Annotated in this window: 15 protein-coding genes; 3 read left to right on the top strand and 12 right to left on the bottom strand. The window is 41.8% G+C overall.

The window, feature by feature from the left end; all coding sequences use genetic code 11:
* Positions 1-12 precede the first annotated feature (12 nt).
* Positions 13-771 carry an endonuclease/exonuclease/phosphatase family protein gene (locus NLF99_RS13880; RefSeq protein WP_254529009.1) on the bottom strand — a complete coding sequence of 253 codons (759 nt, stop codon included), beginning with the start codon at positions 769-771 and terminating at the stop codon, positions 13-15.
* Between the two features lie 64 nt (positions 772-835).
* On the opposite strand from NLF99_RS13880, the gene ggt reads away from it, so the two are divergent.
* The gene (gene ggt, locus NLF99_RS13875; RefSeq protein WP_185213909.1) at positions 836-2,530 is read left to right on the top strand and encodes a gamma-glutamyltransferase; all 1,695 of its coding nucleotides are present in this window, start codon (positions 836-838) and stop codon (positions 2,528-2,530) included.
* Between the two features lie 151 nt (positions 2,531-2,681).
* Here the strand turns inward: ggt and cydB are convergent, their stop codons facing one another.
* From cydB to NLF99_RS13855, 4 genes are all read right to left on the bottom strand, one after another.
* Positions 2,682-3,752 (bottom strand): cytochrome d ubiquinol oxidase subunit II, encoded by a 1,071-nt coding sequence (gene cydB / locus NLF99_RS13870; protein WP_185213908.1) that lies wholly within the window; start codon positions 3,750-3,752, stop codon positions 2,682-2,684.
* A 3-nt stretch (positions 3,753-3,755) separates the two neighbouring features.
* Positions 3,756-5,096, bottom strand: a complete 1,341-nt coding sequence (locus NLF99_RS13865) for a cytochrome ubiquinol oxidase subunit I (protein WP_254529007.1) — start codon at positions 5,094-5,096, stop codon at positions 3,756-3,758.
* Positions 5,097-5,247: 151 nt separating this feature from the next.
* Positions 5,248-6,570: a DNA recombination protein RmuC gene (gene rmuC, locus NLF99_RS13860; RefSeq protein ID WP_254529005.1), complete on the bottom strand. Its 1,323-nt coding sequence runs from the start codon at positions 6,568-6,570 to the stop codon at positions 5,248-5,250.
* A gap of 26 nt (positions 6,571-6,596) precedes the next feature.
* On the bottom strand, positions 6,597-7,784 hold the full coding sequence (locus NLF99_RS13855; protein WP_254529004.1) for a formimidoylglutamase: 1,188 nt from the start codon (positions 7,782-7,784) through the stop codon (positions 6,597-6,599).
* Between the two features lie 111 nt (positions 7,785-7,895).
* On the opposite strand from NLF99_RS13855, the gene NLF99_RS13850 reads away from it, so the two are divergent.
* Positions 7,896-8,861 (top strand): NAD-dependent epimerase/dehydratase family protein, encoded by a 966-nt coding sequence (locus NLF99_RS13850; RefSeq protein ID WP_185217361.1) that lies wholly within the window; start codon positions 7,896-7,898, stop codon positions 8,859-8,861.
* A 23-nt stretch (positions 8,862-8,884) separates the two neighbouring features.
* Positions 8,885-10,180: an HAD-IB family phosphatase gene (locus NLF99_RS13845; RefSeq protein WP_185213903.1), complete on the top strand. Its 1,296-nt coding sequence runs from the start codon at positions 8,885-8,887 to the stop codon at positions 10,178-10,180.
* A gap of 300 nt (positions 10,181-10,480) precedes the next feature.
* On the opposite strand, the gene NLF99_RS13840 is transcribed toward NLF99_RS13845, so the two are convergent.
* From NLF99_RS13840 to NLF99_RS13810, 7 genes are all read right to left on the bottom strand, one after another.
* The gene (locus tag NLF99_RS13840) at positions 10,481-11,050 is read right to left on the bottom strand and encodes a 5-formyltetrahydrofolate cyclo-ligase (protein WP_254529003.1); all 570 of its coding nucleotides are present in this window, start codon (positions 11,048-11,050) and stop codon (positions 10,481-10,483) included.
* A 71-nt stretch (positions 11,051-11,121) separates the two neighbouring features.
* Positions 11,122-11,682, bottom strand: a complete 561-nt coding sequence (gene efp, locus NLF99_RS13835; protein WP_185213901.1) for an elongation factor P — start codon at positions 11,680-11,682, stop codon at positions 11,122-11,124.
* 69 nt (positions 11,683-11,751) lie between these two features.
* A complete protein-coding gene (locus NLF99_RS13830) occupies positions 11,752-12,372 on the bottom strand; it encodes an ATP-binding cassette domain-containing protein (protein WP_254529002.1) in 621 nt (206 codons plus the stop codon).
* 19 nt (positions 12,373-12,391) lie between these two features.
* Complete coding sequence (gene lpxA / locus NLF99_RS13825) at positions 12,392-13,186, bottom strand: acyl-ACP--UDP-N-acetylglucosamine O-acyltransferase (RefSeq protein ID WP_185213899.1); 795 nt, start codon at positions 13,184-13,186, stop codon at positions 12,392-12,394.
* Positions 13,187-13,196: 10 nt separating this feature from the next.
* Positions 13,197-14,591, bottom strand: coding sequence for a bifunctional UDP-3-O-[3-hydroxymyristoyl] N-acetylglucosamine deacetylase/3-hydroxyacyl-ACP dehydratase (locus NLF99_RS13820; protein WP_185213898.1), 1,395 nt, complete (start codon positions 14,589-14,591; stop codon positions 13,197-13,199).
* A 40-nt stretch (positions 14,592-14,631) separates the two neighbouring features.
* Positions 14,632-15,669 (bottom strand): UDP-3-O-(3-hydroxymyristoyl)glucosamine N-acyltransferase, encoded by a 1,038-nt coding sequence (lpxD, locus tag NLF99_RS13815; RefSeq protein ID WP_185213897.1) that lies wholly within the window; start codon positions 15,667-15,669, stop codon positions 14,632-14,634.
* 21 nt (positions 15,670-15,690) lie between these two features.
* A complete protein-coding gene (locus NLF99_RS13810; RefSeq protein WP_185217363.1) occupies positions 15,691-16,953 on the bottom strand; it encodes an HD domain-containing protein in 1,263 nt (420 codons plus the stop codon).
* Between the last annotated feature and the right edge of the window lie 9 nt (positions 16,954-16,962).

Here is a 16,962-nt window from a genome sequence, read left to right as displayed (position 1 = left end):
CACATCTCCTCCTTATTTAAACTCAATCTCCGCATACAAAGGCAAATGATCTGAAGCATACTCTTCTTTGATCACTTGATACTTTTTCCAATTAAAATCCTGATTCTTTAGCACCATGATATAATCGATTTCATTCTTTGTATTAACATTCGGAGAAGTAGGCTGATTGGATATCGTATTTCTAACAAAATATTTTTCAAGGATCTGAATCGGTTTAGACTCCGGTTTTGCATTCAAATCCCCAACCAAGATCAATGGTTTTTTATATAGCTCACCAAGTTCATTAATGAATTCCGCTTGCGCGATCCTGTTCTCTTCCTTCAGGTCCAGATGCGTATTTGCCAATGAAACGACCTTTCCTCCAGGCAACTCTACATCTACAATCGCCAAAGAACGATTTTCACTTTTCACCGGCATAGGAAGATCATACCTCCTTTTACCTACGATCTTATGTTTACTCAAGATCAAAATGCCATAATAGCCTTTCTCCAGGTCGATTCCTTTAGAGAAGAAATATTCAGTTCCAGTAAGTTCTGCCAGTTTCTCTGCCTGGTTTACCATTTCCGAACGTGAGACGTTGATATCAACTTCCTGGATACCGATAATATCTGCATTCGCATCATTGATAACCTTTGCGATAGCTTCAATATCAATTTTCCCAGGAGTGGAAGGTGGATTGGCATGGTGAATATTGTAGGTCAGGATTTTTACGGTTTGCGCTTTCAGTTGCATGGACACAAAAAGCAATAGGATCAGGCTCAGTATTCGCATAATTAAAAATTTGATTGAAGTTAATATAATTCATCTAATAATACCAATTTATTATCTTAGCGACATGAAAAAACCTAATTTGATTTATTTATTCTTAATCGTCTTTTTTCTGGGCTCTTGCTCAGTTAATCAACAGACTGCTTCCAACCAAACCGAGTATGAAAATGGAGCAGTTGTGACGGCTCACCCGATTGCTTCAGAGGTGGGAGTAGAGATCTTAAAAAAGGGCGGAAATGCTGTTGATGCAGCAATTGCTGTAAAATTTGCTCTAGCAGTAGTCTACCCTAACGCTGGAAACCTTGGGGGAGGTGGATTTATGGTATTTCGTGGAAGAGATGGTTCGGTATCATCCCTTGACTTCCGCGAAAAAGCACCTCAGAAAGCTTCCAGAGACATGTACTTGGACAAAGATGGAAACCCTATTACCGACCTAAGTCTTTACGGACAATTGGCCTCTGGTGTACCGGGATCTGTTGCCGGGATGGATGCTGCCTACAAAAAATATGGCACTATCGCTTGGAAAGACTTAGTTCAACCGGCCATCGACCTAGCAACAAAAGGCTTCCCGATCACCAAACAACAGGCTGGCGAATTCAACCGCTACAAAGCCCGCTTCCAAAAATTCAATCCTGATGGTGCTGCAATCATCCGCGACACGGAATGGAAAGAAGGCGACCTATTCGTACAAACTGAATTGGCTGAAACCTTGAAGCGAATTGCAGAACAAGGACGTGATGGCTTCTATAAGGGACAAACTGCCGAATACATCGTTGCAGAAATGAAACGTGGCAATGGTATCATCAGCTTAAAGGACCTTGAAGATTATCAGGCAAGCTGGAGAGACCCTATTGTAGGTAAGTACAAAAACTATAAAGTGATTTCTATGCCTCCTCCTTCTAGCGGTGGTGTGGCATTAATGGCACTATTGCAGTCCGTTGAGAAATACCCGCTTGCAAAATGGGGATTCCAGCATGACAGTACCGTACGTGCAATGGTCGAGGCTGAACGCCGTGTGTATGCAGACAGAGCTACCCACTTAGGTGATCCTGACTTTTACCGCGTACCGATCGCAAACCTGACCGACGCCAAGTTCAACCAGGACCGTATGGCTAAGGTAAACTTGGATAAAGCTACCCCTAGCGATCAGGTAAAAGCTGCCAAGTTCCCAGGTTACGAATCTGAAGAGACTACCCACTACAGCATCGTTGACAAGAATGGCAATGCCGTTTCCTTGACCACAACCATCAACGGTTCTTACGGATCATGTGTTTGGGTAGATGGTGCAGGATTCCTATTGAACAACGAAATGGATGACTTCTCCGTAAAGCCAGGTTCACCAAACATGTACGGCCTTCTAGGTGGTAAAGCAAATTCCATCGAACCCGGAAAAAGAATGCTTAGCGCCATGACACCAACCATCATCGAAGAAGATGGAAAACTGAAAATGGTTGTTGGTACGCCAGGTGGATCCACGATCATCACTTCGGTATTCCAAACCATCTTAAACGTATTGGAATTCGACATGACTGCACAAGAATCCGTGTCAGCAGCCCGTTTCCACCACCAATGGCAACCCGACGTAATCGACGTTGAAGAAAAAGCAATCAACGACAAAACTCGTCAAAGCCTTGAAGAGGACGGTTACAAAATCAATAAAAGAGGTGCTATCGGCCGCGTAGAAAACATCGTTATCCTCAAAAACGGAAAACTCCAAACCGGAGCCGACCATAGAGGCGATGACCAAGCGAGGGGATACTAAATCGTAGATATTAGAATTGAGATGTGAGATTTGAGATAGAATAACTATCAAAAATTTCATATCTCATTTAAATTTACATCCTCCTTTAAATCTTCAAAAACTACTCGTTTGAAGGTTCTCAAATCTCATATCTCCCATCTCACATCTAGCCCTAATGATACCCCACATCATCCAGCTTACCTTTAAATACCCTAAATTGGATGATAAAGTAAATAACTACCAGCAGGAAGGCTATCACGAACCAATATAGACCCACGGATAGGCCATATTCATGGCCGGCGACATTGTAGACCGTTAGGGACGGATTGACAGAATTGGTTGATGGCAGTACATTTGGGAAGAGTGAAGCAACGGTCGTTGCAAAGCTCCCTAGGATAAATAAGGTAGAGAAAAGAAATCCCATACCATCTTTCTTAAATTTCTTGATCCAGAACTGACCAATCAAACCTACTCCAGCGATTACAGGAAAAATCCATAACCAGGCATGTCCGATTAGGTTATTGAGTGGAAATGGTTTTACATATTGCCATAACCCTGCTGTTAGGACCACTAAAAAAGCAAGGGCAATATTCAATTTGAAAATGATGCCTTTCAACCTTTGGTTCAAGCCAGTAGAGGTTTTGAGAATAATCCAGTTGGCGCCATGAATGGTAAGCGTAAATACAGAAACAATACCCAATAAAATCGTAAACCAGTCAATGATTCCGTGAACATCAGACATAGGGTCTAATGTTGGATTCCATAATTGCAGGAAGAAATAATGGGGTTCTTGTGTGGACACGCCATTCTCCACCATGCCTAGGTTCACTCCACGCACCACGTTTCCCAATGCAGCCCCAAAGAACAGGGCCAGAAACAGACTCGCCATGCCAAATGCCTTCTCCCAAAACCTTTCCCACAATTTATTGTGGATCTGCCCACGAAGCTCCAAACCAACGGCCCTAAAGATCAAAAACCATAATACCAGCATCAGTGGCAAATAGAACCCACTGAATGCCGAAGCATATAAAGTAGGAAATGCGAAAAACAGAACACCTCCCGATGCAATCAACCAAACCTCATTGGCATCCCAAAAAGGACCGATTGCATTGCGGATGGCTGCCCGCTCCTCATCGGTTTTTGCAAATAATAAATGAACAATACCAGCTCCAAAATCATATCCATCCAGCACCACGTACATGCCCAACATAAAGACCAAAATGATAAACCAAAACATTTCCATAAGCTATGATTTTAGTGCTAAATTAGTTTCAGGACCTTTTCTGATGATCTTCAATACCAACATCAAGAACAACAGACCCAATAAAATATACAGCCCTACAAACCCCAATAAGGTAAACAGGGTGTTTCCTGAAGAAACCGTAGGAGAAACTCCATCGACCATCCGCATCAGGTTGAAGACCAACCAAGGCTGTCTGCCCAATTCTGCAGTGTACCACCCTGCCGTATTGGCGATATAAGGAAATGGAATCATGAACATCAATATCCATAATACCCATTTCGTTTGAAATAGCTTTTTCCGCCACAGCAGGAATGCAGCAATCATCATGATTCCAATAAAGATGGTCCCTAAACCAGCCATGATATGATAACTGTAATATAGTCCAGGAACGTTTGTCGGATGGATATCTTCATCAAATTCATTGAGCCCTTGAATGGTGGCATCCCAACGTTGATAGGTCAAGAAACTCAAAACCTTAGGGACAGCAATCTTATTGTCCAGCTTTTTGTTCTCCATATCGGGTTGTCCAATCAAAATTATCTCTGAACCACCGGTTTCAGTTTCAAAGATCCCTTCCATCGCGGCGAAAGTAGCGGGCTGGTGCTTCACCACATTCTTTGCTAACATATCCCCAGTTGGAAAGGCTACAGCAATCGAGGCAATCAAACCAAAAACAACGCCCGTCTTTAAGAAGATCTTTCCATATTCCGCATGCAGGTTGCTCAACAGATAGAACGCCCCAACAGCCGATACAAAGAATGCTGAAGTGACTAATGAACCGGCCTGATTATGCAAATAAGAAGGAAGTAACCAAGGATTAGTAAATAGAGCAGAAAAATTATTGAGCACAAATTTTCCGTTTTCCAGGATCTCATAGCCTACTGGATGCTGCATCCAGGAATGGGTCGCCAGAATCAAGTATCCCGAGGCCCAAGAGCCTATAAAGACCATCAATCCCGCCACAAAATGGAGCTTATGCCCCAAGAGCTTCTCCCCAAAAATAAACATCCCTAGAAAGGAGGACTCCAAGAAAAAGGAGAACATCCCTTCCATTGCCAAGGTCTGGCCAATTATCCCACCAGTCAATTCCGAAAACTTCGCCCAATTTGTCCCGAACTGAAACTCCATCGGAATCCCAGTAACCACCCCCATCGCAAAATTCAGTGCAAAGATCTTCATCCAAAACTTGGAAGCATCATTATAGATGATGTTATTGGTCCTCAAAAATCTCCATTTGAAATAAACGATCATGAGTGAAAGACCCATGGTCAATTGCGGAAAGAGGTAGTGAAAGGTAATGGTAAATGCGAATTGCAGGCGGTTGTAGAGGATCATATCTTCCATTAGACAATCTGTTTTGTGGTCGAACTTTCCTTAAAATTAAGGCATTACAACTGCAAATCAAACAAATATTAATAAAATACCATATTTGCCTGAATTAAGTCTTTTTGATGAAAGTTTCTTAGCTGAATACGTCAACAGGATTCCATTGAAGTTAATCTTCGAGGTATTTATCCCCTATCTGTTTATTGGCCTTAGCGCCAAGTGTCTTTAACTGTTCTATTTTCCGAATCACATTTCCAGAGCCTGAACTGAGCTTCTTCATGGCCTCATCATGCTTGTCTGCGGCTTTTTGGATCATCCCCTGAAGCTGATCCATATCATTCAGGAAACCAACAAACTTATCATACAACAAACCTGCTTCCTTAGCGATCTCCAGGACATTCCTGTTCTGCCTTTCCTGTTTCCAAACACTGGCGATTGTCCTCAAAGTGGCCAATAGAGTCGAAGGGCTCACGATCACCACGCGTCTATCCCATGCCTCACTGAAGAGTTCTGGTTTAAAGTTTACCGCTAGGCTTAAGGAAGACTCAATTGGGATGAACAGCAAAACAAAATCTGGCGATTGTATGCCATATAGCGAATGGTAATCCTTGGCCGATAGTTCCCTAACATGGTTCTCGATGGATTGTACATGCTGTTTAACAAATATTAACCGATCCTCCTCGGTATCTGCATTTACAGCTCGTTCATAGGCTACCAATGATAATTTGGCATCGACAATCAAATGCTTCTCATCGGGTAAATAGATCACGGCATCAGGTTGAAACCTTCTGCCATCCGCCTCCTGAACAGAAGCCTGAAGCTTATATTCTTGGTCCTTGATCAGACCCGAACGTTCCAATACTCGCTCTAAAATAACCTCGCCCCAATTCCCTTGCTTCTTATTGTCCCCTTTCAGCGCCCTGGCCAAGTTATTTGCCTCATCCTTGATCTGTACGCTCTGTTGCATCAATTGTTCCACTACGCCCTTCAGAACATTGCGCTCAGCCGATTCCTGCTGATAGGACTTCTCCACCTTCTCCTCAAAGGTTTTGATCTTCTCTTTTAAGGGATCCAATACCTGCGAAATATTCTGCTGGTTCAACTGCGTAAACTTGAAAGATTTTTCTTCCAAAATCTTATTGGCCATGACCTGAAACTCATTGTTGAACTGGGCTTTCATGTTTTCCATTTCCTGCCTTTGCTCAGCAAATTTCTCCTGTTGGGCCTGTAGGTAAGCATTCGTCCCTTCCAAACTCCGCTCTACAGTTTGTCTCGCCAAGCTTTCTTCCCGCAGTTCACTGTACAGGCGGTCTCGATCGGCAATCAAGATCTTTTCACGCTCCTGAATTTTGGCAAATTCCAATTGGAGGTCTTTGGTAGCATCCTGCAGCCTATTATGCTCTTCCCTAGACACAGCCCTTGCGTTGCGCCAAATAAGAAAGGCACAGATAGCAACAAGGACGATAAGGGAAACAAGATAGACGACTTCCACGCTATTCAGATTGATAAACTATATGATTACTGTAGTTTCTGATGGGTTTTCCACCATAGATCCGGCATTTCACCAGCAACTGCCATTTGATAATCCTCATAACGGCATGGCACTAGGTAAAAACGTTCATTGACAGATTTGGAGCCAAAGTATGGAACTTGCATCCACCAACGGTCAGACTTTTTGCTCTTCACAAAAACCAACTCATAATCCTCTGCTTCCAAAGTGGTTCTGTAGATGATATAATTAGATTTAGGATACATCGGAGCATCCTTTTTACGGCTATAGAACCCATCGATGAAACACCAGATCATCTGGGCGATCAGCATGCCGGTCTGGCCCATGGGATCAAAGGTCGGGTTGTATTCATAGATTCCAAAAGAACTGCATTTATCGGACATGCCAGCATATCTTGACAATTGACAGGCCTCATCACCATATAATCCATTAGGCCCTGCATTTGCATTTCCGCAAGCTTCTGAAGCACGAATGGCACCAATGTCAAAACTGACCATATCCGCCGAACGGATAATAGGCTCTGCTTGGTCCAGCTTGCCCGAAAAGCTTCCCAATCGCATCGCATTGAAAAACAATTTATCATACATATTGATCGACTCTTTGCTCACTAGATAGGTCTGAAATCCAATATTGCTAAGATTGAACAAATAATCTGGCTGATGTAAGATCAAATGGTTAAGATAGGTCTGTGAATTCAAAGGCATATCCTCGGCATTCTCCTGATCCAGATCAAACCTAGAATCGATGACCGCAACATCTACACGTTGCTCCAGATTCTCATACGATGTATACTGCGCATAGGTCAGATCCTGTCCGCCGCCAATCAGTATAGGAAGGATATCTTTTTTCATCAATTCTTCCATTACCAATTTTACGGCCACGTAGGTGTCCTTTACCGTTGCTCCTGCTCTAATATTCCCCAGGTCGGCGATCTTCACGGTGTAATCCCCTTGATAGAGATCGTAAAGATGCTTGCGGACCATGTCCGGTGCTTTTTGCGTACCGTTGTTGTTGACTGCTGACCGTCCCTCTTCTACACCAAAAATAGCAATCTGCGGATAGCCTGTTTCCTCATCCCATTGCGGAAATACATCCGTATATTTTTCGATGGAATGACCGAATTGTGAGTTGTAATATTCTGTTGGAAGACCTAATTCTTTTAGGGAGATGGGTGATAAAAAATCAGCTAAAGTCATATTGATTGTCTAATTCCTCAAATTTTATTGAGTTTATCCTATTGTATTTAGCAAATATGCATTTATTAACTTACTTTTGAACTACATAATTTTTCAACAATAAGTTAGGAAGTGATATTAGTAACAGGCGGAACAGGTTTTTTAGGGTCTACGTTATTGCAGTACCTCATTGATGAGGGGCATAGTGTGATTGCTTTGAAAAGATCGACCTCCATTATTCCTGACCCCTTAAAGTCCTCATCACTCATCCAATGGGTGGATGCTGAAATAACAGATTATTTCGCCCTCGAAGACATTATCCCTAAAGTCGATCAAGTTTACCACTGTGCAGCCAAGGTTTCTTACCAAAAGGAAGATGCCGCTGAGATCATTGACACAAACGTTGAGGGTACCAAACACATTGTCAATCTCTGCCTGGAACACCAAAAAAGATTGCTCCACGTCAGTTCGATTGCCGCTTTGGGATTCAGCAAAAAAGGACTTCCGGTAACCGAAAATGACAAATGGGAATTTAACCCTAAGATCTCCAAATATTCTTTGGCGAAGTACGAAAGCGAAATGGAAGTCTGGAGAGGGGTCGCCGAAGGTCTGGACGCCGTAATTGTCAATCCTTCCGTTATCATGGGTATTGGATGGGGCGAAAAAGGCTCCCGTGCCATTTTCAACATGGTAAATAAAGGTAACAAGATCTATCCTTTGGGTTCTGTCGGAATCGTCGATGTTTCCGATGTGGCAAAGATCATGATCCTACTGATGAATTCTGATATTTCCGGCCAAAGGTTTATCCTCAATGCTGAGAATATCAGTAACCAAGACTTGCTGACCAAGATCAGTGAATTGATGAACAAGCCCGCACCACACATCAAGGCAACCTCGCTGATGCTTTCCGTAGCATGGCGTTTAGCAAAATTAGGTGCTGCGATCAGTGGGAAGAAACCTGCCCTGACCAAAGAGTCTGCTCGCGCAGCAAACAGTAAATTACAATACGACAATTCCAAAATAAAGGAAACGTTGGGCTATACATTTAAACCTCTGGATCAAACCCTAAGAGAAGTATGTGAAGCCTATTATTTATAGCAACAATCTAAACAAAACATACAGTGAAAAACTATTACATCATAGACTTCGATAGCACTTTCACCCAAGTCGAAGCCCTAGACGAATTAGCAAGGATATCCTTAGAAAACCATCCTGACCAAGAGAAAATTTACAACGAAATCGAGCGCTTCACCAATTTGGCTATGGAAGGCAAGATTTCTTTCCGTGAAAGCTTGGCTGGACGTGTAAGTTTATTGCAGGCTAATCGCCAACATTTGGACAAACTGATCGCTCATCTAAAAAAGAAAGTTTCCAAATCTTTCAGTAGAAACAAAGACTTCTTTAGGGAGAATTCAGACACCGCTTGGATCGTTTCCGGTGGGTTCAAGGAATTTATTACCCCTGTAGTCAGTCCGTACCATATCAAAAAAGAAAACATCTACGCCAATACCTTCAAATTTGACGCTGATGGGAATATCATCGGTTATGACGAAGCCAACCCCCTATCGGATGAAGGAGGAAAGGTAAAGCTCTTAAAACAGCTCAATATCGAAGGTCGGATCTTTGGAATCGGTGATGGATATTCAGACTTCCAATTAAAAGAATCAGGCTTGATCGAAAAGTTCTATGCCTTTACCGAGAACATTTCCAGGCAATCGGTAACTGATAAAGCGGATCATATCGCACCAAGTTTTGACGAATTCCTATATGTGAATGACCTCCCTAGAGCTATCTCCTACCCAAAGAACAGAATCTTATGTCTTATTGTAGGTGATGTCCCTGAAATTGCTGCGCATATCTTGAAAAGAGATGGATTCTCCATCCGTGTCAAGGAGACATTGGAAGAGAAATATGTGAAGGACGTTGGCATGTTATTGTTGGGTAACGGAGAAACCATAGCAGATGATGTACTATCAAGAGCAGATAAATTAAAGACCATCGGCTATCTAGGCGATGTGAAGGGACATATCTCAAAAGCTATCTGTACGGAAAAAGGAATTGTGGTTTTTGACGACAAAAAGAACAAAAAACGAAATGCGGAATTTATCCCTCGCCGTATGGCTGACTTCATCAACAATGGTGATACAGATCAAAGCAGGAATTTCCCTAACCTAACCCTACCGGGCTTAACAAGGGCGCACCGTCTACTGCACATCCATAAGAACGTCCCTGGTATCATGGCGCAGATCAACAAGATCTACGCGGAAAATAATATCAACATCTTTTCTCAATTCTTGATGACTAGAGGTGAAATAGGTTATGCGGTTACAGATATCGATGCTGCTTACGATAAACAAATGCTTAGGCAATTGAAGCAGGTCGATAACACCATAAAATTTAGGATTTTATACAAGTAAAGAAAGTTTTTGTCTAAAAAGCATGGATAAACTAATGTTTTGGGTTTGCCAAAACCGAATGCCGACAATAGCATTACAGGGAGTAAATAACGAAAATTGTTTATTTAGCTTTTTAGACAAACTTTCTTTTATTTTCAGGAAACAACAGACTGAAAATGCCTAGGAGTTCCATCTCCATATTTTCCATTCAAGCCTAGGCTCAAATTAATTTTTGCTATCTATTATTATTTTTAACGCTGTTGCGTATTATAAAATTGTATTTATGTTGCTATTTTTTCTATTAGAGAAAATTAAAGCTTCTTAAAAACAATAAGTTTTTCCGGGAGTAAAAACCAACTCTATAGGAACATCCCATTCCCCAATATCTTCGATTAAATCCACTGGAGAAAAGTAGGAAATCCCTGTCCTTAGGACCGAAGCATTACAGCTGGCAAAAAAACGGTCATAAAAGCCTTTACCATAGCCTATCCGATTCCCAAAATGATCCACGACCAACAGGGGGGCCAAAACAGCTTCAATTTTTCCGGTTTCAATTTCTATTGCCCCTTCTGGCTCTGGAATCCCCCAAGCATTATGGATGAGCTGGGTGTCCGAATTAAAGATGAAATGTTTTAATTGATGGGTTTCAAAATCAGATTTTGAAATTACGATTTGGGTATGGGGATAATGCTCCCAAATCCAATGGATAAACTTGATCGTATCATATTCCTTGAATTTAGCGATGGCCAGGTAACAATGCAAGTAGGTTATCTTGGACCAATCGTAAGAGGTCAATTCCTGGAAAATCAACTGATCCAGCTCAGCCACTTCGGCCGTGGTCAGTTCATTCCGCTTTTGTTTATATGTTGCCCTTAAATCTGCTTTTTTCATGCTTGGATAAAAAAAACGGCCTTGAAGCATGGGAGCTAACAAGACCGAATAATCAACCTAAACCTAAGATCTTATTTTACACGTTCCATGTAATCACCGGTACGTGTATCCACTTTTACTCTATCTCCTTGATTAATGAACAGAGGAACACGGATCTCTACGCCAGTCTCTACAGTAGCATTTTTCAATGCGTTCGTCGAGGTATCACCTTTCACTGCAGGCTCTGTATACGTAATTTCCAATTCCACACTTGCAGGAGTTTGGGCCATAATAGCTTCTTCACTCTCAAATGCCACGATAACGTTCATTCCTTCTTTTAAGAAACGGGCTGAATCACCAAAAAGAACTTTTGGAATATTGAATTGCTCGTAGGTCTCGTTATCCATCACCACGAAAAATTCCCCGTCCTCATATAAATATTGGTAGTCATTGGTCTCTACTCGAGCAATTTCCACCTCTTCATCTGTTCTAAATCTGTATTCTACTAATTTTCCAGTCTTAACATTACGCATTCTTGCTTGATAGAATGCACGCAAGTTTCCTGGGGTACGGTGAATGTATTCCTCTACCGATACTAATTCCCCATTGAAACGAAGTATATTTCCACTCTTAACGTCTGAAGCTTTTGCCATATTTTTAATAATTTCTTTCGCAAAAATATAAAATCTCTTCCATGTTTCCAATGAAAGACCAGTCCTTCCTTACTTATAGCTCATGATCTGCAATTGCTCATCACAGAAGTTATATTCATGCTCTTGATTGGATCCGATTACAAGGATACGATCGGACTTGGTCTTTTCGATCAAGTTCAGGTACCATTGTTCTCCCTCTTTATCTAGATTGCTTGTAGGTTCATCCAAGAATAGCAATTTACTTTGAGAACAACAAGCCAAAATCAATTTAACCCTCTGTTTCATTCCCGATGAAAAATGTCGGATGTCTTTTTCAAAGGTATTTTTCGCAAAGCCTAAGGTATCTTTGATACGAGCCATATCATAACCCGGAAGGTAATCCTTGAACTTGAAATGAAATTCCAACATCTCATTCAACGAAAATTCCTCGATCAACTCAACATAGGGCGCAGCAAGGCTTATCTTTTGAAAAATCTGCTCTATTTGCTGTTCCTGACCTCCTTCTTCAAACTTTAGTGTTCCTTCGCTTGCCGTTAGCGCGCCGGTGATCACTTTGATGAGGGTAGATTTCCCCGATCCATTCGGACCTAGGATAGCATAGCTCTTTCCAAAAGAAAAGGTATAATCGAGATGTCTGAAAATCCATTCCCTATTATACCTCCTACCAATATCTTGTAAAATTATATTCAAATAGTCGTATTGTTTAAATTTATATTCCAGATCGGCCTTGACCAAATCCTTTGACAACTCCTCGGTTAGATGCTCTTACAAAGCCAAGTATCTCATCCCGTATTTCAGTAGCCTTAAATTCTGCCTCGACAATATCCAATGCCTTACCTAAATTACTGTGCTGTACAAAAAGTACCCTATAGATCCCTTGGATCTCATTGATCTGTTCGTTGGTATAGCCTCTTCTTCTCAATCCCACAGAATTGATACCAGCATAGGAAATAGGCTCCCTTGCAGCTTTTATATAAGGTGGGACATCCTTTCTGACCAAGGTACCACCTGTAACAAAGGCATGCGACCCGATCTTACAGAACTGATGTACGGCAACCATACCCGCCAAAACGACATAATCACCTACGGTAATGTGTCCAGCCAAGGTACTTGAATTTGAAAAGATACAGTTATCTCCTACAAAACAATCATGGGCGATATGGCTGTATGCTTGAATCAAACAGTTCTTTCCGATTACGGTACGGTATCTGTCCTTTGTTCCTCTATTGATGGTCACACACTCACGGATGGTCGTATTGTCGCCAATCTCAGCCGTCGTGATCTCACCTTCAAACTTTAAATCCTGAGGTTCCCCAGAGATAACAGCTCCAGGAAAAATCCTGCAATTTTTCCCAATTCGTGCACCATTCATAATGGTTACATTCGAGCCTATCCAAGTTCCCTCGCCTATCTCCACATCCTTATGGATGGTAGAGAACGGCTCAATAACCACATTCTGTGCAATCTTTGCCTCAGGATGTATATATGATAATGGTTGAATCATTCTTATTTAATTATCCTTTGACCTTTACTATCTGGGCCATTAATTCTGCTTCACTTACCACCTTGTCACCTACCATACCAACTCCTTTCATCCTCGCAATTCCTCTTCGGATTGGCTCCAATAACTCACAAGTGAAAATTACGGTATCCCCTGGCACTACTTGGTTCTTGAATCTCGCATTCTCGATCTTCAGGAACAAGGTCAACCAGTTTTCTGGGTCTGGGACAGTATTCAACACCAAGATCCCCCCTGTTTGGGCCATTGCTTCAATTTGCAATACCCCTGGAAATAATGGTGCGCCTGGAAAATGACCCATGAAAAGATCCTCGTTCATCGTTACGTTCTTCAATCCTACCACGTGGGTCTGCGACAGTTCCAGGATCTTGTCGATCATCAAGAATGGCTGACGATGTGGTAAAATATTCATGATTTGAACCGTATCGTAAACCGGAGGCGTATTCGGGTCATAAACTTTTACATTCTTTTTGTTCTTTTCACGCTTGATCTGCCCTTTTATACGTTTGGCAAATGCTACGTTGGCCGCATGTCCAGGACGCGCTGCCATAATATGTCCTTTTATAGGTTTCCCTACTAAAGCCAAATCACCGATCATGTCCAACAGCTTATGTCTAGCTGGCTCATTTTGGTATCGCAAGGATATATTGTTCAAGATACCCTCTTGTGCCACCTCAACACGTTTATGGAAAAGATCCTGCAATTTGTCCAATTCACCTTCCGATACTTCCTTATCTACTATAACGATCGCATTGGACAAATCGCCACCTTTGATCAAGTTTTGGCTTACCAATGCCTCTAATTCATGTAAGAAACAAAATGTACGGGATCCAGCAATCTCCTTGCTGAATTCATCCAAATCACTGATAGAAGCATGTTGACTGCCCAATACTGGGGAATTAAAGTCAATCATACAGGTGATGCGGTAGCCATCAACTGGCATCGCAACAATCTCTACCTTGTTCTCTGGATCGGTATAGTGAATATTATCAGTTACTTCAAAGAAATCACGGTCTGCATCCTGATCTTGAAATCCAACCTCTTGGATCTTCTCGATAAAGATAGCCGAACTTCCGTCCAAGATCGGCACCTCAGGAGCGTCGATCTCAATCAATATGTTATCTAATTGCAAGCCTACCAATGCTGCCATCAAATGTTCGATGGTACTTACAGAAGCGCCGTTTTGAGAAATTGTAGTTCCCCGCGCAGTGTTGCTCACATTATCAACATCTACACTTACAATTGGTTGACCCTCTAAATCTACTCGTTTGAATTTGTACCAGTGGTTTTCTGCAGCTGGTTTCAAAGTCACATTCACTTGTTTACCAGTATGAAGACCCACGCCCGAAAAATGGACGTCAGATTTAATGGTTCTCTGTTTTACATTCATATCTAACATTAGTATTTTGCAAAAAAATTATCTTGTAAAGTTAGCTATTATTTTTTTCATTTAATTGCTTTTCTAACTCCGCAATGCGTTTTTCAAGCTCTGGAAGCTTGGAATAAAGCACCTGCGAACGCAGCTCATTGCTGTATGGAAATGCTGGGCTCCCACCCCATTTCTTATTCTCTTCCAATATCGATCGGTTAATTCCAGATTGGGCCTGAACCTGACTGCCCTTGGCAATGCTGATATGACCAACCACACCTACCTGACCCCCTAATACCACATTCTCGCCAATCTTTGTGCTTCCTGAAATCCCTGTCTGCGCAGCGATAACCGTATTAGACCCTACCTCCACATTATGGGCAATCTGAATCAAGTTGTCCAATTTCACACCTTTCAATATGCGGGTAGAACCTAAGGTTGCTCTATCGATAACCGTATTCGCACCAATCTCTACATCATCTTCTATAATGACATTCCCAATCTGTGGGATCTTCTCATAAGACCCATCTTCTTTGGGTGCAAATCCAAAACCATCACTCCCTATGACTGATCCAGCATGGATGATGACCCGGTTTCCAATGATGCAATCTTTATAAACCTTTACCCCCGGCAGTAAAACACTATGATCTCCAATCTTTACATCATCAGCAATATACACTTGAGGATAGATCTTCACTTGGTTACCAATCACTACATTCTTTCCGATATAGCTGAAAGCTCCTATATATGGATTTTGACCTATGCTTGAACTTTCATGGATAAAAACCTGCTCATCGATTCCACTTCTTTCATTCCTCATCTCATCGTACAGCTTCAACAATTCCGTAAAAGCAGTATATGCATTCTTAACTCGGATAAGAGTGGCCTTCACTGTTTTCTGCAAGGCTAGATCCTCATTGATCACGATGATCCCTGCATCTGTATCGTATATAAAGTGTTCGTACTTCGGATTCGCCAAAAAAGTCAAGCTCTTAGGACCAGCCTCCTCAATTTTGGATAACTGATCGACTAAGGTTTCAGGATTCCCCTCTACCTGTCCTTTTAATAAGGTCGCTATTTGTTCCGCGGTAAATTGCATTAAGTAATACTTGTATTTTAATTATATGTTAACTATCATTTGTTGATCAGAAGAAACCTGTCCTACCTCCTTAGGGTAGGTAATGGCATATTTCTCCACTCTTCTAGATAATGATTCAATATTTGATAGATCTGAAGCTTCAGCTATATCCAATAATTGCCCATCTTTCATCATCACACATATTTTGCTCTCCGATGAATCGTAAGCATTATTTCCAATAACCTGTTGATACAACAAATAATCGAGATCGCCTTCATTCACGTCAAACCGCTCTTTCAGTCTTCCCTTCAATTCCGAAACATATTCTTCAGAAAATGGCGTATTGCTTAATTCCGTGCGGAACAGTTCTCGTCGAACAAGCTTTGAACACAACATACTCAGTATCTGGTCGTCATGATCAGCCCAAATCTTGATCGCTGATAAAATATCCGTGTCATCTAAACGAGTAAACCATTCTAAATGCGACTCATTCGCCAGAAATGTTTCCCTATCGATTTTGTTGTTCAGGAAATGGTCCAATGCCGGTGTTGCAAACAATTTCACCCCTTTGTTGCTCAATTCCTTTGCCCTTGCAAGCGCCTTGATCAGCATCTGCTCGGCCGTGATCACTGTTTTGTGCAGATAAACCTGCCAGTACATCAATCTCCTAGCAATCAGGAACTTTTCTACCGAATAGATCCCTTTTGCCTCTACCACCAGCTCATCATCTTTTACGTTCAGCATTTTGATGATCCTATCAAAAGAAATCACCCCTTCAGAAACACCTGTAAAGAAACTATCTCTGTTTAAGTAGTCCATTCTATCGGTATCAAGTTGGCTTGATACTAACTGGTGCAAGAATTTACGGTGGTATTGATCGTTGAAAATGGTAATGGCTAAATCTAGTCGGCCCGAAAATTCTTCATTCAACTTGTCCATCAGCAACGCTGAAATCAATTCATGCGACACGCCTTCAACCAAGGTATGTTCTAGCGAATGTGAAAAAGGGCCATGCCCTACATCGTGAAGAAGGATGGCGGCAAGTGCAGCTTCTTCTTCCTCTTCCGAAATCATCACATCCTTCCCTCGCAAGGTTTCAATGGCCAAGCTCATCAAGTGCATGGCACCGACAACATGTTGAAAACGAGTGTGCAATGCTCCTGGATAAACCAGATGGGTCATGCTCACCTGCTTGATATAACGCAGTCTTTGTAAGTATGGATGTTGAATCAGGTCATAAATAAACCCTGACGGGATCGTAACAAAACCGTAAACAGGATCATTTATTATTTTCTTCTTGTTCAAATGCCTAAA

The organism is Sphingobacterium sp. LZ11T8, assembly GCF_024261425.1.
GTDB lineage: Bacteria > Bacteroidota > Bacteroidia > Sphingobacteriales > Sphingobacteriaceae > Sphingobacterium.
The sequence above is the reverse complement of the archived record's forward strand: the minus strand, read 5'-3'. Positions and strand labels throughout refer to the sequence as shown.

What these genes read in the sequence shown, in the direction of transcription:
- ggt (WP_185213909.1), top strand. Translation starts at nt 836, where the DNA reads ATGAAAAAACCTAATTTGATTTATTTATTCTTAATCGTCTTTTTTCTG.
- cydB (WP_185213908.1), bottom strand. Translation starts at nt 3,752, where the DNA reads ATGGAAATGTTTTGGTTTATCATTTTGGTCTTTATGTTGGGCATGTAC.
- NLF99_RS13855 (WP_254529004.1), bottom strand. Translation starts at nt 7,784, where the DNA reads ATGACTTTAGCTGATTTTTTATCACCCATCTCCCTAAAAGAATTAGGT.
- lpxD (WP_185213897.1), bottom strand. Translation starts at nt 15,669, where the DNA reads ATGCAATTTACCGCGGAACAAATAGCGACCTTATTAAAAGGACAGGTA.
- NLF99_RS13865 (WP_254529007.1), bottom strand. Translation starts at nt 5,096, where the DNA reads ATGGAAGATATGATCCTCTACAACCGCCTGCAATTCGCATTTACCATT.
- NLF99_RS13840 (WP_254529003.1), bottom strand. Translation starts at nt 11,050, where the DNA reads ATGAAAAAAGCAGATTTAAGGGCAACATATAAACAAAAGCGGAATGAA.
- efp (WP_185213901.1), bottom strand. Translation starts at nt 11,682, where the DNA reads ATGGCAAAAGCTTCAGACGTTAAGAGTGGAAATATACTTCGTTTCAAT.
- NLF99_RS13880 (WP_254529009.1), bottom strand. Translation starts at nt 771, where the DNA reads ATGCGAATACTGAGCCTGATCCTATTGCTTTTTGTGTCCATGCAACTG.
- lpxA (WP_185213899.1), bottom strand. Translation starts at nt 13,186, where the DNA reads ATGATTCAACCATTATCATATATACATCCTGAGGCAAAGATTGCACAG.
- NLF99_RS13820 (WP_185213898.1), bottom strand. Translation starts at nt 14,591, where the DNA reads ATGAATGTAAAACAGAGAACCATTAAATCTGACGTCCATTTTTCGGGC.